Origin of the sequence: Nocardiopsis changdeensis, assembly GCF_018316655.1 — a bacterium.
Taxonomy (GTDB): Bacteria; Actinomycetota; Actinomycetes; order Streptosporangiales; family Streptosporangiaceae; genus Nocardiopsis; species Nocardiopsis changdeensis.
This window is the reverse complement of sequence record NZ_CP074133.1, coordinates 2,949,335-2,967,862: the sequence shown is the minus strand read 5'-3', so window position 1 is coordinate 2,967,862 and position 18,528 is coordinate 2,949,335. Positions and strand designations below refer to the sequence as shown.

Here is an 18,528-nt window from a genome sequence, read left to right as displayed (position 1 = left end):
GGCGGCGCACCGCCGCCCCCGGTCAGGGGCCCTGCTCCAGGGAGCGGACGATCTCGGCGACGGCGGTCTTGGCGGTGCGGCCCGCGCCGATGAGCGTCGCCGAGACCGGGCCCGTCCAGTCGCCGTAGCCCAGCAGGTGCAGCCGCGGCTCGGCGCGGGAGCGGTTGCCCCGGACCCCGACCCGGCCCCGGTCGTCGAGCACCCCCAGCGGGGCCAGGTGGTCCAGCACCGGGCGGAAGCCCGTGCACCACAGGACCGCGTCGAAGTCGGCTGCGGTCCCGTCCGCCCAGACCGCGCCGGTGCGGGTCAGCCGCTCGAACATCGGCTCGGCCTTGAGGACTCCGCGGTCGCGGGCCTCCCGCACGCTCGGCACCATGACAATGTCCCCGGGCGGCCGCTCGGCCGTCCCGTCGAGCACCCGGCGGGTGGCCCCGGCGAACAGGGCGCGCCCGTCCAGGCCGTCGGGCATGAGGCGGGGCGGCCGGGCGGTGACCCACGTGGTGTCCGCGACCCGGGACAGCTCGGCGAGGATCTGCGCCGCCGAGTTGCCGCCGCCCACCACGGCGACCCGGCGCCCGGCGAGCGCCTCGGGGCGGCGGTAGTCCACCGTGTGCGGCTGCTGGCCCGCGAAGGCGTCCCGGCCGGGCACGTCGGGGACGTACGGGGCGCGCCAGGTGCCGGTGGCGCTGACGACGTGGCGGGCGGTCCAGTCGCCGTGGTCGGTGCGCACCCGCAGGGCGCCGTCGGCGCGCTCGACCGCGACCGCCCGGACCGGCCGGCGCACGGGCAGGTCGTAGCGGCGCTCGTACTCGGACAGGTACCACGCGACGTGCGCGGCCGAGGGGTACTCCCGGCCGGGCTCCTCGGGCATCCACCAGCCGGGCAGCATGCTGTGCCCCGCCGGGGAGAACAGCCTCAGCGAGTCCCAGTACTCGGGCCAGGAGCCGCCGGGGCGCCCGGCGGCGTCCAGGATCACGAAGTCCGCCTTCGCCCGGCGCAGGAAGTACCCCGCGGCCAGGCCGGCCTGGCCGCCGCCGATGACCACCACGTCCGCGGCGCTCATCGGGGCCCCGGGGCGAAGCGCCCGCGCAGGGCGAGGGACACGTACACCAGGCCGACCAGCACGGGCACCTCGATCAGCGGCCCCACCACACCCGCCAGCGCCTGCCCGGAGGCCACGCCGAAGGTCGCCACGGCCACCGCGATGGCCAGCTCGAAGTTGTTGCCCGCGGCGGTGAACGCCAGCGTGGTGGTGCGCCCGTAGTCCATGCCCAGCGCCCTGCCCAGGGCGAAGGTGCCGAACCACATGAGGACGAAGTAGGCGAGCAGCGGCAGGGCGATGCGCGCCACGTCCAGCGGCCGTTCGATGATCCGGTCGCCCTGGAGGGCGAACAGCAGCACGATGGTGAACAGCAGCCCGTACAGGGCCCACGGGCCGATCCGCGGCAGGAACGCCGACTCGTAGCGTTCCCGCCCCATGCGCTTCTCGCCGACGCGGCGGGTGAGGAACCCGGCCGCCAGCGGGACGCCGAGGAAGATCACCACGTTGAGCGCGATCAGCCACGGGGAGGCGTCGAGCCCGCCGGTGTCCAGGCCCAGCCACCCGGGCAACAGGTCCAGGTAGAACCAGCCCAGCAGGCCGAAGGCCAGCACCTGGAAGACCGAGTTCAGCGCGACCAGGACGGCGGCGGCCTCCCGGTTCCCGCAGGCGAGGTCGTTCCAGATGATCACCATGGCGATGCAGCGGGCCAGGCCGACGATGATCAGCCCGGTGCGGTACTCGGGCAGGTCCGCCAGGAAGATCCAGGCCAGGGCGAACATCACCGCGGGGCCGACGACCCAGTTGACCACCAGGGACGAGAGGAGCAGGCGCCTGTCCCGGGTGACGGTGCCGAGGCGGTCGTAGCGGACCTTGGCCAGCACCGGGTACATCATGACGAGCAGGCCCAGGGCGATGGGCAGCGAGATCCCGCCGACCTCCAGTGCGGCCAGCGCCTCGTCCAGGCCGGGGACCAAGCGGCCCAGCCCCAGCCCGGCGGCCATGGCGAGCAGGATCCACACGGCCAGGAACCGGTCAAGGAAGGGGAGCTTCGCGACGACGGCCGGCCCGGCCTGCGGGGTTCCGTCCAGGCGTGTCATCAACAGGCCCGCTTCCGGTCGGCCGCGCCCGTGGCGCGCGCGGTGGCGGCCACCCGCGCCAGGTCGGCGGAGAGGGCCTCCAGGCGTTCGGGGACCAACCGGTAGTAGGTGAAGCGGCCGCAGGGCTCGGTCTCCACCAGACCCGCCTCGCGCAGGACGCGCAGGTGGTTGGACAGGTTGGTCTGGCGGGCCCCGGTCTCCTCCATGAGGTGGGTGGTGCACAGGGTCTCGCGGGACAGCAGGGAGAGGATCCGCGTCCGCAGGGGGTCGGCGAGCGCCTTCAACAGGTCAGCGTCGACTGATATCAGCATGCACTGATATTATCCCGGCACCGGACGCGCCCGCCCCGGACACCCGGGGGCGGCCCGGCCGACCTCCACCGAGACGAAACGGGAAGTCCCACCATGACCTCCGACGACAGGCCGTCCGTGCTGTTCGTGTGCGTGCACAACGCGGGCCGCTCCCAGATGGCCGCCGCCTGGCTGGCCCACCTGTCCGAGGGCCGGATCGAGGTCCGCTCGGCCGGGTCCGCGCCGGCCGACGCCCTCAACCCCGCCGTGGTCGAGGCCATGGCCGAGGTCGGCATCGACATCACCGGCCAGCGGCCCAAACTCCTCACCACCGACGCCGTCGAGGCCTCCGACGTGTGCGTCACCATGGGCTGCGGGGACACCTGCCCCTTCTTCCCCGGCAAGCGCTACCTCGACTGGGAGCTGCCCGATCCCGCCGGGCGGGGCGTGGACGCGGTGCGCCCCATCCGCGACGGGATCCGCGAACGCGTGGAGGCGCTCATCGGGGAGCTCCTGCCCCGCTGAGCGCCTCCCGGCGTCAGTGGCAGCGGCCCCCGTCCGGGTCCTGTGCGGCGCAGTGCGCGGAGGCGCTCGGCGGGACGTCCAGCGTGGGGTTGCGGTCGAAGAACCCGACCGGCCGCAGCCGGAACCCGGTGCGGTCCACCGGCATGACCGGCCAGTCCTCCGGACGCGGCGCGTGGGTCAGCCCGAAGGTGTGCCACACCACGACGTCCCGCCCGTCGATGGCCCGGTCGTCGGCCGTGAACGCGGGCAGACCCGCCCCGCCCGGGTGCCGGTTGACCAGGTCGCCCGCCGGGTAGCGCTCGTCCTCGTCGTGCGCGGTCACCCACAGGTGGCGGGTGGCGAAGGCCGCCCGGGCCGCCACCGACGACGACGGGTCCGCCAGCAGCACCGGCTTCCCCTCCGGGTGCAGGGCGTAGGCGACCGGCCGGCCCAGGTGGTTGCGCACCCGCGGGTTGGAGATGTGCCAGACCCGGTCCACCGACGCGTCGGCCGCGCGCCGCGCCTCCAGTTCGGTGGCGAGCACCGTGCGCTTCTGGGCGAAGGCGTTGCCGCGCGGGTTGTCCGGCCCGACCGGGACGCGGACGGCGTCCACCTCCTCCACCCGGTGCGTCGTCCCGTCCACGTTCATGTCCAGCCGCGCGCAGAACAGGTGCTGGTGCAGCGGCGCGCCCAGCCCCGGGGCGACCTCGGAGGCGTAGGGGTAGTCCCCGCCCGGGTACGCGCTGGTGAACACGATGCCGGTGGCCTTGGCCTCGAACTCGATGGTGCCGTCCAGGTACAGGTACCAGAAGAAGCCGTAGTCGTAGTTGCCGACGGTGGTGAAGAACGAGACCACCATCCGGCGCTGGCGCCGGGTCTCGGAGGAGCCCGCCCACAGGTCGGTGTGCTTCCACAGCACCCCGAAGTCCTCCTCGTGCAGGCACACCGCGTTGGGCAGGGTCCGGGGCGCGCCGGACTCGTCGGCGATGACCGCGTCCATGTAGGTGATCTCGCCCAGGCAGTCGCAGCCCAGCCGGAGCGCGTTGGCGTAGCGCCCCACCATGTACTCGCCGGTGTCGAAGTAGTTCTGCCAGGACCGCACCGGGGACGGGTCGCCGTAGGGGACGACCATCTCGGCGATGGACGCCCGGTGCACGACCGGCCGGTCGCGGCCCCTGTCCCGGTCGTGGAACGACACCCGGTGCAGGACGAGGCCCTCCCGGGCGTCGAACCCGATCCGCAGCGACCAGTTCTCCCAGGTGAGCAGGTTGCCCTCCAGGGTGAAGCTCGGCCCCTGCGGCTGGGTGATCTCGATGGGGCGCTGGGTGGTGCGGTGCGGTCCGGTCACCGCCGGGTCGGTGTAGTTCCCCGACACCGACGGCACCGGGACCGGGCCGAAGTCCAGCACCCGGTCGACCCTCCCCGCCAGCACGTCCACGTAGGCGACCAGGCCGTCGACGGGGTGCGCCCAGGCGTGGTCGGCCGCGTGCTCCTGCACGAAGGCGAGCCCGCGCAGGATGCGGCGACCCCTCTCCTCGGGGTACTCGTCGTCGTAGACGCCCGCGGACAGGGGGGCCACGCGCACGGTGGCGGGGTCCAGGCCGCGGTCGCGCAGGGCCGACAGCCAGCGTTCGTCGGCGGACAGGACCCGCTCGACCAGCTCGAACTCCTCGTCCAGCACGGGCGGCTGCCCGTCCTCGGCCGGGTCCAGGACCCGTTCGGAGTCGACCCGGCCGCGGGTGAGGGAGACGACGAGGTCGCGGGCGGTACCGGTGCCCACGTCCAGCAGCAGGACGCGCACCCGGCGCTCCACCGGGTCGCCCGGGGTGTACGCGAGCAGGACCTCCTTGGCGGGTTCGGCCAGCCCGGTGTACACGAACCGGGTGGTGTCGGTCAGGTGCCCGGCACCGGCCAGCAGATCCCGGGCGGCGGTGATCTCCTCCGCGGTGAGGGCGTCGAGGGGGTGGTGGTCGCTCATGGCGGTCCTGGGTCCTTCCGGGTGAGGGGAACGGGACGGTGTCGGGGCGCGGGGGCGGGGCGTCCGGCCCCGGCGGCGGGTCTGCCGCGGGTCTCAGGCGAGGCTGGTCCAGATGCTCTTGACCTGGGTGAACGCCTCGATGGCGGACCAGCCCATCTCGCGGCCCAGACCCGAGTCCTTCATCCCTCCCCAGGCCGCGGCGGCGTCGAGCATCGGGGGCATGTTGATCCACACGGTCCCGGCCCTGACCCGGGCGGCCAGCCGGTTGGCGGTGCCGATGTCGCGGGACCAGATCACCGCCGCCAGCCCGTACCGGCTGTCGTTGGCGCGGGCGGCCAGCTCGTCGGGGTCGTCGTAGGGCAGCACCGACAGGACCGGGCCGAAGATCTCCTCGCGGGCGATGCGCATGCCGTCGGTGACCCCGGAGAACACGGCCGGGCGCACGAAGTACCCGTCCCCGTCCTCCAGCGGTGCGCGGTCGTGCAGGTGGGCGCCCTCCTCCCGGCCGATCCGGACGTACTCCTCGGCGCGGTCGCGCTGCTCGGCGGAGACCAGCGGCCCCAGCCGGGTGGCGCCGTCCAGGCCGTGGCCGAGCTTCATCGAGGCCGCCCCGGCGGCGAGCTTCTCGGCGAACTCGTCGTGGCGGGCGGCGTCCACGTAGAACCGGGTGTAGGCGGCGCACACCTGCCCGGAGTTGAGCAGGCCGCCCATGAGGTTGCCCGCCACGGCGGCGTCGATGTCGGCGTCGGCGGTGATGATGGACGGCGCCTTGCCGCCCAGCTCCAGGGACACGCGCTTGAGGTCGCGCCCGGCCCCGGCGGCGATCTCCCGCCCGACCTCGGTGGAGCCGGTGAAGGACACCTTGGCGACGTCGGGGTGGGCGACGAGGGCGCGGCCCACCTCGGGGCCGCCGGTGACGACGTTGACGACGCCGTCGGGGAACCCGGCCTCGCGGACCAGGGCGGCCAGGCGCAGGGTGGTGAGCGGGGTCTGCTCGGCGGGCTTGACGACCACGGTGTTGCCGGCGGCCAGGGCGGGGGCCAGCTTCCACACCAGGATCATGAGCGGGAAGTTCCACGGCGTGATGAGCGCGCAGACGCCCAGGGGTTCGCGGCGGGTGCGGTAGTCCACGTCGGGGACCGACAGCGGGGCGGTGACGCCGGTGATCTTGGTGACCCAGCCTGCGTAGTAGCGCAGGTGCTCCACGGCGTTGGGCACCGAGAAGCCCGCGCTGACCGCCAGCGGCTGGCCCTGGTCGGTGGTCTCCAGGGCGGCGAACGCCTCGGCGTCGGCCTCCAGCAGGTCGGCCAGGCGCAGCAGCAGGCGGGCGCGGGCCGCCGGGAGCAGGCCGCCCCAGGCGTCGGAGCCGAAGGCGCGGGCGGCGGCCGCGACGGCGGCGTCCACGTCGGCGGCGGTGGCCTCGGGGACCTCGGCGATGACGCCGCCGGTGGCGGGGTCGACGGTGGCGCGGACGGCGCGTCCGGCGGCGGGGACCGGGGCGCCGTCGATGAGCATGTCGGTGTGCAGGTCGGGGTGGCGGTGCTCGGCCATGGGGCGTCCCTTCGTCGGTTGGGGCGTGAGCCTAGGCACAGTGGTGGCGAGCTGGTCTCCGTTCTGCGCACGGGCGGTCGCCGTTCCGTGCACGGCGCCCGCTCCGCCCGGCCTGTGCTTGTCCGGGTTTCCGTGACCGGGCTAACATCCGGTCAGGACGCGGGGAGGGAGCAGGGCGTGGAGGGAGCGCAGGCCACCGACCGGCTCGACCGCTTCGAGGCGGAGGCGTCCCGGGCGTTCGCCCCCCTGCGCATGCGCCGGGCGGACGAGCGGCCGTTCCGGGGCTCGTTCGCGAGCACCCGCGTGGACGACGTGGTACTCACCCGGATCACGGCCGCGCCGGTGCTGGTGCGGCGCGAGCCGTCGTCCATGAGCTCCACCGACCCGGAGCTGTTCAAGGTCGCCTGGCACGTGTCGGGGCGGGCCGGGGTGGCGCAGAACGGGCGCGAGTGCCTGCTGTCCCCCGGCGACCTGGTGGTCTACGAGACCGGACGCCCCTACGAGCTGCCGTTCTGGGAGCCCTACGACACCGTCGTGATGGGGGTGCCGCCGCGCCTGTTCGGGGCGCACGCCGCGGTGCTGCGCCGGCGGACGGCCGTCCCGGTGCGGGCGGGCCGCGGGCTGGGCGGGGTGGTGGGCGCGCTGTTCCAGGGGGTGTCCGGCGGGGCCGCGGCCGACCTGGGCGCGGGCGGCCGCCACCACCTGGCGGCGGCGCTGGTGTCACTGGTGTGCGCGGCGTTCGCCGACGCCGCCGCCGCGGCGCAGGACGAGGACCCCTGGGAGCGGATCCGGGCGTACTGCCTGGCGAACCTGTCCGACCCGGGGCTGTCGGCGGAGTCGGTCGCCCGGGCGCACGGGATCTCGACCCGCTACCTGTACAAGCTGTGCGCCGAGCGCGGGTTCGCCCCGGGCCGGTGGATCCGCGGCGAGCGGCTGTCCCGCATCCGCCGCGACCTGGCCGACCCGGCGCTGGCCGACCGCGGCGCGGCGGCGATCGCGGCCCGCTGGGGCGTGCTGGACGCCGCCCACCTGGGGCGGATGCTGCGCGCGGAGTTCGGCGAGACCGTCCCGGAGATCCGCGCCCGCGCCCGCCCCTGAGCCCCGGGGGGCGCCCCGGATCCGGGGGTCAGCGGGGTTCGACGAAGGCGGCCAGCTGGGCCAGGGAGGAGGCGAGCCCGGCCGCGTGGTCCTCGGCGGAGATGCCCGGCGGGACGTCCTCGGCGGCGACGGTCACCACGGTGCCGCCGCCGTCGGGGGCGAGCGCCCAGGTCATCGTCATGGTCCCGGCGAAGGCGGGGTCGTCGGAGTCGAACACCGCCTTCTGGACGACCCGCTCGCCGGGGACGAGGTCGGCGAAGCCCACCTCGACGACGTCGGTGTCCGCGTCGGTCTTGCCGCGGCCCGGCTCCCGGTAGGTGAGGGTCAGCCGGAAGCCGCCGCCCGGGCGCGGGTCGAAGTGCTCCATCCGGCCGGTCATCCCCTCGGGGGGCAGCCACCGCTCCAGCGCGGCGGGGTCCAGCAGGGCGCGGTAGACGTCCCCGGGCGGGGCGGCGATGCGCCGCTCCCCGCGGTCGACGCGCTTCTCGGTCATGGCGCTCCCCCGTTCGTGCGTGCCCCGCCACCCTCCCACGCCCTACCGACGGTTCCGGGCCCCGGCGGGGGCGGCCCGCCGCGCCGGGGGCGCCCCGGCCCCGGCCGGGTGCGCGGTCCCGCCCTGCGGGCGGGACCGCCGCGGGTCACTTCTTGCGGCCGACGCCGCCGTACTCGGCGACCGGGCGCATCTCGCCGATCTCCGTCTCCAGGGGGCGCCACAGCGAGCAGGAGACCACGCCCGGCTCCAGCAGCTCCAGGCCGTCGAACAGCGCCTCGACGTCCTTGGCGGTGCGGACGGTGAGCTTGGGCGTGCCCTTCTCGTTCCAGGCGGCGGCGACCTGGTGGGCGCGCTCGCGGTCGATGTCGTCCACGGGGTGGGAGACCACCAGGAAGCTGCCCGGGGCCAGGGCCTCCAGCAGGGTGTCCAGGACGTTCCGGACCTCGGCGTCGTCGTCGATGAAGTTCACCACGCCGAGCAGCATCAGCGCGACCGGACGCGACAGGTCCAGGGTCAGGGCCGCCTTGGCGAGGATGCCCGCGGGGTCGCGCAGGTCGGCGTCGATGTAGTCGGTGACGCCCTCGTCGGTCCCGGTGAGCAGGGCGCGGGCGTGGGCGAGCACCAGCGGGTCGTTGTCCACGTAGACCACGCGCGCGTCCGGGGCGATGCCCTGGGCCACCTCGTGGGTGTTGTTGTGGGTGGGCAGGCCGGTGCCGATGTCGAGGAACTGGCGGATCCCCTCCTCCTCGGCGAGATAGGTGACGGTGCGGACCAGGAAGGCCCGGTCGGCGACCGCGTTGTCCACGATCTCGGGGAAGAACGAGCGGATCTGCTCGCCCATCTCGCGGTCGACCGGGTAGTTGTCCTTGCCGCCCAGCCAGTAGTTCCAGATGCGGGCGTTGTGGGGGATGGTGGTGTCGATCTTGGGGGGAGTATCGGAGGTCACGTTCCTTCTTCCTGTCCGGGAGCGGCGCCGGGACGCCGTTCGCGCGATATGCCGCCCAGTAAACGGTTCCGGGGCCCCGCGGGCAAGTACCGACGGTCCCTCGACTCACATTCTTCAAATATTTCGCATTAAGGACATGCGCCCCCTGTCGGGATGCCCGGTGCGAAAATCACGGGCGGCCCCGCCGCCCGGCCGGTAGTTTTCCGATGACCCCACCCTTGGAGCCGCCCGTGAAGCACGCGTCACCCGAGTTCGCCGAGATCGCCGCGAAGCACACCGTCCTGCGCTGCCAGGTGGGCTCCGGCGTCCACGGACTCGGCCTCCCCGGCCAGAACGACCGCGACGAAATGGGGATCTGCGTCGAGCCCCCCGAGTACGTCATCGGCCTGCGCGGGTTCGAGCAGTACATGTACCGCTCCCAGGACGACCACGTCCGCTCCGGGCCCGGCGACCTCGACCTCACCGTGTACTCGCTGCGCAAGTGGATGCGCCTGGCCCTGGACGGCAACCCCACCGTCCTGCTGCCGCTGTTCGTGCCCGAGGACGAGATCGTCGGGATCACCGACACCGGACGCGACCTGCGCTCCCGGGCCGACCGCATCGTGTCCCGCAGCGCCGGGCGGCGGTTCCTGGGCTACCTGCGCGCCCAGCGCGACCGGTTGGAGGGCACCCGCGGCGGCAAGCACACCAACCGGCCCGAGCTCGTCGAGCAACACGGGTTCGACACCAAGTTCGCCTATCACATGGTCCGGCTGGGCCTCCAGGGCGTGGAACTGATGGAGACCGGCCGCATCACCCTGCCCATGCCCGCGGACGACCGGGAGTGGCTGCTCGCCCTGCGCCGCGGCGAGCACACCAGGGCCGAGGCTCTGGCGCGCGCCGGCGAGCTGGAGGAGCGGCTGGCCGCCCTGTGCGAGAGCGCCGACCTGCCCGAGGAGCCCGACACCGCCTGGGCCGACGCCTGGCTGGTGGACGCCTACCGGAGGTCCTGGGACCGGGGGTGAACGCACAGGTCGCGACGGGCGCCCCGGCGCGGCGGTCCGCCGAGGGCGGGATAGGCTGGCCCACCGTAGAGGTACACGCCGGGTGAGTGCCGGCAAGGAACGTGAGGAAGCCCCACCGTGATCGGAACCATCGCCTTCGTGCTGATGTGCGTGAGCCTGTCGATGATGATCGTCTCCGGTCTCATCGCCACGCTGATCAAGACCCGCTAGGGCGTGCGTCCGGGCGCGCCCCGCGGGGTGCGCCCGCCGCCTCACCGCCCGGGATCGACCTCCACGAGGTCGTGGCGGGCCAGCTCGGTGCCGTCGCCGCCGATGACCGCGACCCGGCCGCCGGAGATCTCGTAGCGGGTCTCCCCCGCCTGTGCGGTGTATCCGTCCCCGTCGCGCCGCGCGGGGACCACCATGGGCTCGCCGGTGCCGTCCAGGAACTCCCCGAAGTAGTACAGGTCCCCCGTGCCGTCGGCGCACAGGACGATCCGGTGCCGCGAGGTCTCGTAGGACTCCACCAGCGGCCCGTCCCCCGAACCGGGGATGAGCTCGGCGACCCGGTCGGGGCAGGGCACCTGGGCCGCGGGGCCGGACGGGGCCCTGTCGGGCCCTTCACCGTCGGGCCACCACCAGAGCGCGACGGCGGCCAGCCCCAGGGCTCCGAGCGCGAGCGCCCGCACCGTTCCGGGCGGTACCCGCGGCCGGTCGCGCGAGCGCCCGCCCACCACGGGCAGCGGCTCGGTCACCGGCTCCCGTCCCCCTCCGCCGGGGTCGGACGCGCCGCCGTCCTCGGCGGGCACGGAAACGTCGGGCACGGGTGCGGCGGGAACCGGCACGGCGGGCGCCGTCGGGAGGGGTCCGGCCGGGCCGGGCCCCAGAGCCGGGCTCCGGAGCGGCAGGCCGGGGGGTTCCACCACACGGACCGGGGGCGGGTCCTGCGCCGCGAGCGGCGGCGGGACCGGGGCGTGGAACGCGTCGGCCCCCACGGGTTCGGCCAGCAGGTCCGCCGGGCCCGCGGGACGGGCCGCCGTGCGGACGGTGTCGCACACCAGGCAGGCCCGGACCGCCGCCTCGTTGGGAGCGGCGCAGACGCCGCACCGCCAGTCACCTTCCGCCAAGGGTGCCCTCCCCCGCTCGGCCCCACCGTACGCCGTCGGATCCCGGAGCGTGCCGTGTTCCCGGAATCCGCGCGCTCGGGAGGTACCCCCGCAGGACACGGGGAACCCTCCCGAAACCCCCGTCACCGCGGCCGGTCCCGGCCGCCCCGCGCCCCTTACCGTCCGTCCCGGGAACCTCACCGCCGGGGACATGGACGCGTCCGCGCAGGCCGGACATCCTCGAAGGCATGGCCCGGAACCCTGTTCGCGCCCGCCCCTGCGACGGTCCCACCCTCCGCGGCGGCCGCTGCCGCCGTCCCCGCCTGGTCCCGCCCTGCTCCGACCACACCCCGCACGCCCTGTCCCGCCGGAGCTCCCCGGGGCCGTGGGCGCGCCGCCCGGTCCCCCTGCGCGCGCCGCGCCGCAACGGCCCCCGGCTGAGCGCCCTGCTCCCCACCGCCTGGCCGTCCGCCGCGGACTCCCCCGGCAACGCCGAGCGCGTGCGCCGCTGGCTCACCCCGCGCGCCCGCGCCGCCCTGGACTGCTTCGCCTCCCTGCTCCCCGCCCCGTGCCGGCACCGGGTCTGCTCTCCGTCGCACCGCGCCGACTGCCCGACCCTGGAGGCCCTGGCCCGGGCCTGCGAGTCCCCGGCCGCCGTCGCCGCCGGCGCCCTCCCCCGTATCGCCGAGGACGGTTTCGCCGACCTGCGGCCCACCCCCGAGCACCGCGTCGCCCGCGCCCTGGCCCGGGCCAAGCAGGAGCAGCTGGGCCTGCGCGCCTTCGCCCCCGGGGCCGCCGTCGAGCGCCCCGCACCGCACCTGGCCGACCTGGCCCTGTCCCTGCGGCTGCTGGGCGTGCTGGCCTGCGCCGTGCAGGGCCGGGCCCGCTGGTGCCCGGCCCTGGCCGCGCTGCTGGACCGGGGACCGCTGCCGGACCCGACGGCGGTGTTCGCGCTGGCGACCCGGTTCTCCACCCCCTACGGGCTGGAGTCGAGCGCCTGAGCGGCCCGGCCCTCCCGGCGGTCCGCCCCCTCCCGACCGCCCTTCCAGGGCGTGTATCCGGCGTGTATCCGGTTTATCGCCGCCGTTCGTAGCGTTGCGCACCACCCCTCGGGCCGTATCCGGCCCGGGGGGGCGTCCCGACCGCGCACCTTCCCGGAAAGGCATCACCGTGCTCCGAACCCTCGGAACCGCCGGCGACCGGCTGCTGTCCCGCCTCGTCCCGCGCGCCACCGCGTCGGCGAGCTACTGCTGGTGGCAGTACGCGCCCATCAGCAGCCCGTGCATCCGCCGCTCCTGCTGCAACGTCCCCGGCAGCGGAGGCACCAACGGCGCCACCGTCTGCTCGCCCTACCGCCCCTGCTGACCCGGACCCGTCGGCCGCACCCGCTCCCGGCCCGCGCGTGGCACGCGGCCAGCCGATGTATCGGGGATGTATCCGGTTTATCGGCCCCGTGCCTAGCGTGGCGCGCAGCCGTCGCCGCCCCGTCCGGCCCTGTGGCCGGGCGGGGCGGCGGACGACGGTCCCACCGCATCCCGAGGAGCCCCCCATGCTCGAACGACTCGCCTCCGTGAGCGACCGGCTGCTGTCCCGCCTCGTCCCCCGGGCCCGGGCGTCGGCCGTGGTCTGCTGGTACGAGTACCTCCCGATCAGCAGCCCCTGCTACCGCCGGTACTGCTGCACCGGCAGCGGCATCCCCGGAGGCTCCTACTGCACGGGGTACAGCGCCTGCTGACCGGGCGGGACACCCGTGTTCTCCCTCTTCTCCCTCCTGGTCGCCGCCCGGACGCTGCTGGCCGTGGTCCTGGCCGCCTCCGTCCTGGGCAAGCTGCGCGGCCGCTCCGCACGGCGGGACTTCGTGTCCGCCGTGGAGCGCCTGGCCCCCGCCCGGGCCGTCAGGGCGCTGACCCCGCCCGGCGGCCCCCGCCGGGCGGGGGCCCGCGCCGCGGCGGCCGGTGTCCTGGCCGCCGAGGCGGCGACGGTCGCGCTGCTGGTGTCGGCGCCCGCCGCCTACCTCCTGTGCGCGCTCGTGCTGCTCTCCGCCTTCACGGCCGCCCTGGTCGGAGCGCTGCGGCGGGGGGACCGCGCCCCCTGCGCCTGCTTCGGCGCCGCGGGGCACCCGATCCGCCCGGCCCACGTGGTCCGCAACCTCCTCCTGGCTCGGCTGCCGGTGCCGCCGACCTGGCGGCGGCCGCCCTGGACCCGCAGCCCGCCGGGGCCGCCGCCGCGGCGGTCGCCACCGCCGCCGGGGCGGCCGCGCCCTGCCGTTCCTGCTGCTGGACGACCTCCTCGACCTGTTCACCCCTCTCAGACCCGGGAATCGGACCTCACCATGACCGTCGTCGCCCTCGCCGCCGCCGTCCTGGCCGTCGCGCTGTGCCTGCTCGACCTCCTCCTGACCGTCGGTGTCATCCGCAGACTCAAGGAGCACACCGAGCTCATCCGGAACCTGTCCACCGCCGGGATGCCCGACCGGACGGTGCTCGCCCCCGGGGAGCGCTCGGCGCCCTTCACCGCCACCGCCGAGGACGGCGGGACGGTGGGCACCGACTCCCTGGCCGACCCCACCCTGGTCGCGGTCTTCTCCCCCGGCTGCGGGGCCTGCGCCGAACAGCTGCCCCTCTTCTTCGACCGCGCCGCCGCCTTCCCCGGCGGCCGCGGCGACGTCCTGGCCGTCCTCGCCGGGTCCCCCGGGGAGGTGGAGGAGGAGGCCCGGCGGCTCGCCCCCGTCGCCCGCGTGGTCGTCGAGGGGGCCGCCGGCCCCGTGGCCGAGGCCCTGGGGGTGCGCGCCTTCCCCGCCTTCCTGCGCCTGGACTCCACCGGACGGGTGCTCGCCAGCGGCTACCTGGCCGCCGACCTGGACGAGTCCGTTGCGGTCTGACGCGGGGCCGGAGGGGCCCTCCGGCCCCCGGGCCGCCGCCCGCACCGTCGGCTCGGCGTTCGCGCTGGCCTGGCGGGCGGGGCCGCACCTGACCGCCGGGTACGGGCTGCTGGTCCTGGTCCAGGCCGGGGTGCCGGTCGCCACGGCGTGGCTGACCAAGCTGGCCCTGGACATGATCGTCGCCCCCGGCACCCCGGACGGGCGGCTCGCGGCGGTGGCGGCGGGCCTGGCCGCGGCCGGGGTGGTCGTCACGCTGGCCCCGCACGCGGCGCACTACCTGACGATGGAGGTCGAGCGGCGGGTGGCCCTGGTGTCCCAGGACCGCCTCTTCGCCGCCGCCGAACGCCTCACGGGGCTGGCCCGCTTCGAGGACCCCGCCTTCCTCGACCGGCTGCGGCTGGCCCAGCAGTCCGGCGGCCGCACCCCGGGGGTGGTCGTGAACAGCGTGTTCACGATCGCCGGCGGCGCCGTCACCATCCTCGGCTTCCTCGGCTCCCTGCTGGTGGTCAGCCCGTGGATGGCGGCGGCCGTGCTGCTGTCGGCGGTCCCCGCCCTGGCCGTGGAGCTGCGCCTGTCCCGCGGCCGGGCGGCGATGATGTGGCGGATCGGGCCGGTGGAGCGCCGCGAGATCTTCTTCCGCGGCCTGCTGTCCGACGTCCGGGCCGCCAAGGAGCTGCGCCTGTTCGGCACGGCCGGGTTCCTGCGGGACCGGATGGCGCGGGAGCGGCGGACCGCCAACGCCGAGCACCGCCGCATGGACCGCCGGGTGCTGGGCGCCCAGGGCGGCCTGGGCGCGCTGTCGGCGGTGATCGCGGGGGCCGGGCTGGTGTGGGCGGTGTCGGCGGCGGCCGACGGGCGCGTCTCGGTCGGCGACGTCTCGCTGTTCGTCGCCGCGGTCGCCGGGGTGCAGGCCGCGATGGCCGGCGTGGTCCGGGACATCACCATGGCCCACCACGAGCTCCTGATGTTCGGCCACTACCTGGCGGTCGTCGACGGCGGACCGGATCTGCCGGTGCGCGCCGCCGCGCGCCCGGCCCCCGCCCTGCGCCAAGGCATCGAGTTCCGCGACGTCTGGTTCCGCTACTCCCCGGACCACCCGTGGGTGCTGCGCGGCGTCGACTTCACCGTCGGGCACGGGCGCTCGGTGGGGCTCATCGGCGGCAACGGGGCGGGCAAGAGCACCCTGGTGAAACTGCTGTGCCGGATGTACGACCCCGAGCGCGGGGCGATCCTGTGGGACGGCGTGGACCTGCGCGACCTGGACCCGGCCTCCCTGCGCGACCGGATCGGCGCGGTGTTCCAGGACTTCATGGAGTACGACCTGACCGCCGGGGAGAACATCGGCCTCGGGGACGTCGGGGTGCTGGAGTCCGGGGACCGGGCCCCTCTGCGGGAGGCCGCCGAGCGGGCGGGCGCGCACGGGATGGTCGCCGGGCTGCCGCGCGGGTACGACACCCTGCTCTCCCGGCTGTTCTTCGACGGCGGCGCGGACGCCGGAGACGAGCCGGGGGTGCCGCTCTCGGGCGGCCAGTGGCAGCGGCTGGCCCTGGCCCGCGCCTACCTGCGCGGGCGGCGCGACCTGCTGATCCTGGACGAGCCCAGTTCGGGGCTGGACGCCGAGGCCGAGTACGCCGTGCACACCGGCCTGCGCGAGCACCGCCGCGGCAGGACGAGCCTGCTGGTCTCCCACCGGCTGGGGGCGGTGCGCGACGCCGACCTGCTGGTCGTCCTGGAGGGGGGCCGGGTGGCCGAGTCGGGCACGCACGCCGAACTGGTGGCCGCCGGGGGCGTCTACGCCCGCATGTTCGGCCTCCAGGCCCGCGGCTACCGCGAGGACCCGGCCGCGGACGGGCAGGCCGCCGACGAATGGACCGCGGACGGGCAGGCCCCGGACCCGGCGGGGAGCGCGCGGTGACCGCCCTGCTGTCGGTCGCGGCGGCGGTGGCGGCCGCGGGGTGCGTGCTGTGGTGGCTGCGCCGCACGCTGGTGGCCGTGGACGTGTCCGGTCCGAGCATGGCGCCGACCCTGGCCGACGGCGACCGCGTGCTGGTCCGCCGCCGCCGGACGGCCGACCTGCGCGTCGGCGACGTGGTGGTGCTGGAGGTGCCGCGGGGGGCCGGTCCGTGGCCCGCCGGCGCGGACCCCGGCCACCGCTGGATGGTCAAGAGGGTGGCGGCGCTGCCCGGCGACCCGACCCCGGCCGTGTGCGCTCGGGCGGCGGGCGTGGCCCCGGGCGCGCCCGTCCCGCCGGGCCGCATGGTGGTGCTCGGCGACAACGCCGCCCTGAGCGCCGACTCCCGGGTGTGGGGGTACGTCCCCGCCCGGCGCCTCCTGGGCGTGGTCCGGCGCCGCATGGCGCGCCCGCGCACACCCTCCGCCTGAGCGCCCCGCGCCCGCAGGCCGGGCACCGGCCCCGCACACGGCCCCGATCGGGGCCGCTCCCCGGTGCCCGCGGGGCCGCCCGGGACCGCTCCCCCGCCCCCGGAGCGGCCCGGGCGGCCGCCGTCAGACCGCCGGTCCGTCGGAGACCGCCAGGACCGGGCGCGCACCCCGGTGGGGCAGCGCCACGCCGAACCCCCTCCGGAGCCGCGCCCCCTGCTCGGAGGCGTAGAGGCGGAGCAGCCCGGTGACGCGGTAGCGGTTGTCGCCCGCGGGCTCGATCAGGCGGGCGTCGGCCAGGTACCCCAGGGCCGCGGTCGCGGTGACGGTGTCACAGCCCGCCAGTTCCGCCGCCTCCCCGGGCCCGAAGGCACCGGCCGGACGGGCGGCCAGGCGCTCGAAGAGGTCGGCCGCCAACCGCTCGGTGGCGCGGGCGGCGCAGCGCAGCGGGGCGACGGCGCTCGCGAACGCGGCGCGCACCGACCGGTCCGCGCAGACCAGGGCGTCCAGCCGGTGGCGCTCGTCGTCGAGCAGGTCGGCGAACGCCCGCAGCGGCCACTCCCGGCGCGCCTGCAGCCTGCGGCCAGCGATCCACAGCGGGAGCGGCAGGTGGTCGCAGAAGGCGGCGATCCGCGCCGCCGATCCGGGGTCGGCCCCCACGCGCGCGGCCCCGCACATGCGGGCCAGGAGGGCGACCGCGTCGCCGGGCCGCAGCGCGCCGACCCCGACGTGGCCCGCCCCGTCCAGCGCGCTGAGGTGCCTGCGGCTCGTGACCAGTGTCCCCGCCCCCGGCCAGGTGGCCACCAGGGGCCGGACCTGCGCCTCGTCGGCCGCGTTGTCCAGCACGAGCAGCAGGCGCCGTCCCGCGCCGCGCTCGCGCAGCAGGCGCACCCGCCCGTCCACCCCCCGGGGGACGCGGGCCGGGTCCACCCCCAGCCCGTGCAGCAGTTCGGCCAGGACGTCCGCGGGCGTCCGCGGCCTCCCCCCGTGGCCGGAGGCCTCCAGGTCGGCCCACAGCCGCCCGTCCGGGTACCACCGCTCCGCCTCGTCGGCCGCCCGTGCGGCCAGGGCCGACTTCCCGCTGCCCACCGGGCCGTGCACGGCGGCCAGCACCGGCGCGGGCCCCGGGGCGAGCAGTTCGGCCAGGGCGGACAGCTCCGTGTCCCGGCCCACCAGGACGTCGACGCGGGGGACCGGCCGGGTCGCGGCGACCTGCCGCGGGATCGGCGGGACCGGCGGGGGCGACCGGTCGAGGAGGGAGCGGTGCAGCCGGGTCAGCTCCTCCCCCGGGTCGAGGCCCAGGTGGTCGCGGAGCGCCGCGCGGGCGGAGTGGAAGGCGTCCAGCGCCCCGGCGGTGTCCCCGGCGTGATGGAGGGCGAGGATGAGGTTGGCCCACTGGCGCTCGCGCAGGGGGTCGGCCGCGACTCCGGCCCGGAGCTCGCCGACCAGCCCGGCCCCCGCGCCGCGCAGGATCCGGGTCCTGGCCAGGTCCTCGACGGCGGCGCGCCGCAGTTCCTCCAGCGCTTGCAGGCGCGGGGCCAGGTCGAGGGTGCGGGGGACGTCCTCGGCGGCGCCGCCGCGCCACAGGCCCACGGCGGCCGCCAGTTCGTCCTCCGCCCGGACCAGGTCCCCGCCGTCCAGGGCGCTGCGGCCCGCGCGGGCGTGCCCGGTGAAGGCGGTGACGTCCAGTTCGCCGCCCTCGACGCGCAGCAGGTAGCCGGGGTGGCGGGTGAGGATGCGCCCCGGGTCGCCGATCCGCCGCCGGAGCCGGGCCGCGTAGGTGCGCAGGTTGGCCACGGCCGAGCGCGGCGGTTCTCCGTCCCACAGGGCGGTGACCAGTTCGTCCAGCGGCACCACGTGGTTGGGCCGGAGGAGCAGGGCGGCCAGCAGGGTCCGCTGCTTGGTGGTGCCGAGGTCGAGCTCTCGGGGTCCGGCGAACACCTGGGTGGGGCCCAGCAGCCCGAATCGCAGTCCCATGGGTCCTCCAGGGGGGAGGGAGGCGGGGAGCGGTGGCCCGGGGGCAGGACGACCAACTTTGGGAGCGCTCCCAAGCACGTTACCTCTCGTCCAATGCGCCGTCAACAGGGCTTTCTCCGCGCGACACCCCGGCTACGCGGAGCATCGGCCGCGCGGGGCGGAGCCGGGTCCGGAAAAGCGTTTCCCCGTACCGCGCCCCGCGC

The 18,528-nt window shown here is 76.1% G+C and carries 18 protein-coding genes; 9 read left to right on the top strand and 9 right to left on the bottom strand.

From position 1 onward, the window contains the following. Window positions 1-22: 22 nt before the first annotated feature. From KGD84_RS13310 to KGD84_RS13300, 3 genes are read right to left on the bottom strand one after another with little or no spacing between them, the layout of a single operon-like run. Complete coding sequence (locus tag KGD84_RS13310) at window positions 23-1,063, bottom strand: ArsO family NAD(P)H-dependent flavin-containing monooxygenase (RefSeq protein WP_220560637.1); 1,041 nt, start codon at window positions 1,061-1,063, stop codon at window positions 23-25. Further along, a complete protein-coding gene (gene arsB, locus KGD84_RS13305; protein ID WP_220560636.1) occupies window positions 1,060-2,139 on the bottom strand; it encodes an ACR3 family arsenite efflux transporter in 1,080 nt (359 codons plus the stop codon). Before arsB ends, KGD84_RS13310 begins: the two co-directional genes overlap by 4 nt. Continuing rightward, complete coding sequence (locus tag KGD84_RS13300; RefSeq protein WP_220560635.1) at window positions 2,139-2,450, bottom strand: ArsR/SmtB family transcription factor; 312 nt, start codon at window positions 2,448-2,450, stop codon at window positions 2,139-2,141. The genes arsB and KGD84_RS13300 overlap by 1 nt, the downstream gene beginning before the upstream one ends. A 93-nt stretch (window positions 2,451-2,543) precedes the next feature. Between KGD84_RS13300 and KGD84_RS13295 the strand changes: the two genes are divergently transcribed. Beyond that, window positions 2,544-2,954, top strand: coding sequence for an arsenate reductase ArsC (locus KGD84_RS13295; protein ID WP_220560633.1), 411 nt, complete (start codon window positions 2,544-2,546; stop codon window positions 2,952-2,954). Between the two features lie 13 nt (window positions 2,955-2,967). On the opposite strand, the gene KGD84_RS13290 is transcribed toward KGD84_RS13295, so the two are convergent. Together KGD84_RS13290 and KGD84_RS13285 are read right to left on the bottom strand one after the other, a co-directional pair. Further along, window positions 2,968-4,911 carry a primary-amine oxidase gene (locus KGD84_RS13290; RefSeq protein ID WP_220560632.1) on the bottom strand — a complete coding sequence of 648 codons (1,944 nt, stop codon included), beginning with the start codon at window positions 4,909-4,911 and terminating at the stop codon, window positions 2,968-2,970. 93 nt (window positions 4,912-5,004) lie between these two features. Continuing rightward, window positions 5,005-6,462 (bottom strand): aldehyde dehydrogenase family protein, encoded by a 1,458-nt coding sequence (locus KGD84_RS13285; protein WP_220560631.1) that lies wholly within the window; start codon window positions 6,460-6,462, stop codon window positions 5,005-5,007. A 177-nt stretch (window positions 6,463-6,639) separates the two neighbouring features. Here KGD84_RS13285 and KGD84_RS13280 point away from each other — a divergent pair, with 177 nt between their 5' ends. Next, window positions 6,640-7,560, top strand: coding sequence for an AraC family transcriptional regulator (locus KGD84_RS13280; RefSeq protein WP_220560630.1), 921 nt, complete (start codon window positions 6,640-6,642; stop codon window positions 7,558-7,560). Window positions 7,561-7,588: 28 nt separating this feature from the next. Here the strand turns inward: KGD84_RS13280 and KGD84_RS13275 are convergent, their stop codons facing one another. Both KGD84_RS13275 and KGD84_RS13270 read right to left on the bottom strand, forming a co-directional pair. Beyond that, on the bottom strand, window positions 7,589-8,053 hold the full coding sequence (locus KGD84_RS13275; protein ID WP_220560629.1) for an SRPBCC family protein: 465 nt from the start codon (window positions 8,051-8,053) through the stop codon (window positions 7,589-7,591). Window positions 8,054-8,198: 145 nt separating this feature from the next. Further along, window positions 8,199-8,999 carry an SAM-dependent methyltransferase gene (locus KGD84_RS13270; protein ID WP_220560628.1) on the bottom strand — a complete coding sequence of 267 codons (801 nt, stop codon included), beginning with the start codon at window positions 8,997-8,999 and terminating at the stop codon, window positions 8,199-8,201. A gap of 230 nt (window positions 9,000-9,229) precedes the next feature. Between KGD84_RS13270 and KGD84_RS13265 the strand changes: the two genes are divergently transcribed. Beyond that, window positions 9,230-10,003 (top strand): nucleotidyltransferase domain-containing protein, encoded by a 774-nt coding sequence (locus KGD84_RS13265; protein WP_220560627.1) that lies wholly within the window; start codon window positions 9,230-9,232, stop codon window positions 10,001-10,003. A gap of 251 nt (window positions 10,004-10,254) precedes the next feature. Here KGD84_RS13265 and KGD84_RS13260 read toward each other — a convergent pair whose 3' ends face one another. After that, on the bottom strand, window positions 10,255-11,109 hold the full coding sequence (locus KGD84_RS13260; protein WP_220560626.1) for a zinc finger Ran-binding domain-containing protein: 855 nt from the start codon (window positions 11,107-11,109) through the stop codon (window positions 10,255-10,257). A gap of 227 nt (window positions 11,110-11,336) precedes the next feature. Between KGD84_RS13260 and KGD84_RS13255 the strand changes: the two genes are divergently transcribed. The 6 genes from KGD84_RS13255 (at window position 11,337) to KGD84_RS13230 (ending at window position 16,351) form a co-directional block, all read left to right on the top strand. Further along, complete coding sequence (locus KGD84_RS13255) at window positions 11,337-12,089, top strand: hypothetical protein (protein ID WP_255646512.1); 753 nt, start codon at window positions 11,337-11,339, stop codon at window positions 12,087-12,089. Window positions 12,090-12,258: 169 nt separating this feature from the next. Continuing rightward, a complete protein-coding gene (locus KGD84_RS13250) occupies window positions 12,259-12,453 on the top strand; it encodes a hypothetical protein (protein ID WP_220560625.1) in 195 nt (64 codons plus the stop codon). 184 nt (window positions 12,454-12,637) lie between these two features. After that, entirely contained in the window at window positions 12,638-12,823 is a 186-nt protein-coding gene (locus tag KGD84_RS13245) for a hypothetical protein (protein ID WP_220560623.1), read from the top strand. Window positions 12,824-12,838: 15 nt separating this feature from the next. After that, window positions 12,839-13,969: a TlpA family protein disulfide reductase gene (locus KGD84_RS13240; protein WP_260697218.1), complete on the top strand. Its 1,131-nt coding sequence runs from the start codon at window positions 12,839-12,841 to the stop codon at window positions 13,967-13,969. Next, a complete protein-coding gene (locus tag KGD84_RS13235) occupies window positions 13,959-15,884 on the top strand; it encodes an ABC transporter ATP-binding protein (RefSeq protein WP_255646511.1) in 1,926 nt (641 codons plus the stop codon). The genes KGD84_RS13240 and KGD84_RS13235 overlap by 11 nt, the downstream gene beginning before the upstream one ends. Beyond that, window positions 15,881-16,351 (top strand): S26 family signal peptidase, encoded by a 471-nt coding sequence (locus KGD84_RS13230; protein WP_220560619.1) that lies wholly within the window; start codon window positions 15,881-15,883, stop codon window positions 16,349-16,351. The genes KGD84_RS13235 and KGD84_RS13230 overlap by 4 nt, the downstream gene beginning before the upstream one ends. A gap of 123 nt (window positions 16,352-16,474) precedes the next feature. Here the strand turns inward: KGD84_RS13230 and KGD84_RS13225 are convergent, their stop codons facing one another. Further along, window positions 16,475-18,325: an AfsR/SARP family transcriptional regulator gene (locus KGD84_RS13225; RefSeq protein ID WP_220560618.1), complete on the bottom strand. Its 1,851-nt coding sequence runs from the start codon at window positions 18,323-18,325 to the stop codon at window positions 16,475-16,477. Between the last annotated feature and the right edge of the window lie 203 nt (window positions 18,326-18,528).

Excerpts from the sequence above, each read along its gene's own strand:
- KGD84_RS13225 (WP_220560618.1), bottom strand. The coding sequence starts at position 18,325 with ATGGGACTGCGATTCGGGCTGCTGGGCCCCACCCAGGTGTTCGCCGGA.
- KGD84_RS13300 (WP_220560635.1), bottom strand. The coding sequence starts at position 2,450 with ATGCTGATATCAGTCGACGCTGACCTGTTGAAGGCGCTCGCCGACCCC.
- KGD84_RS13275 (WP_220560629.1), bottom strand. The coding sequence starts at position 8,053 with ATGACCGAGAAGCGCGTCGACCGCGGGGAGCGGCGCATCGCCGCCCCG.
- KGD84_RS13310 (WP_220560637.1), bottom strand. The coding sequence starts at position 1,063 with ATGAGCGCCGCGGACGTGGTGGTCATCGGCGGCGGCCAGGCCGGCCTG.
- KGD84_RS13290 (WP_220560632.1), bottom strand. The coding sequence starts at position 4,911 with ATGAGCGACCACCACCCCCTCGACGCCCTCACCGCGGAGGAGATCACC.
- KGD84_RS13245 (WP_220560623.1), top strand. The coding sequence starts at position 12,638 with ATGCTCGAACGACTCGCCTCCGTGAGCGACCGGCTGCTGTCCCGCCTC.
- arsB (WP_220560636.1), bottom strand. The coding sequence starts at position 2,139 with ATGACACGCCTGGACGGAACCCCGCAGGCCGGGCCGGCCGTCGTCGCG.
- KGD84_RS13255 (WP_255646512.1), top strand. The coding sequence starts at position 11,337 with ATGGCCCGGAACCCTGTTCGCGCCCGCCCCTGCGACGGTCCCACCCTC.
- KGD84_RS13285 (WP_220560631.1), bottom strand. The coding sequence starts at position 6,462 with ATGGCCGAGCACCGCCACCCCGACCTGCACACCGACATGCTCATCGAC.
- KGD84_RS13295 (WP_220560633.1), top strand. The coding sequence starts at position 2,544 with ATGACCTCCGACGACAGGCCGTCCGTGCTGTTCGTGTGCGTGCACAAC.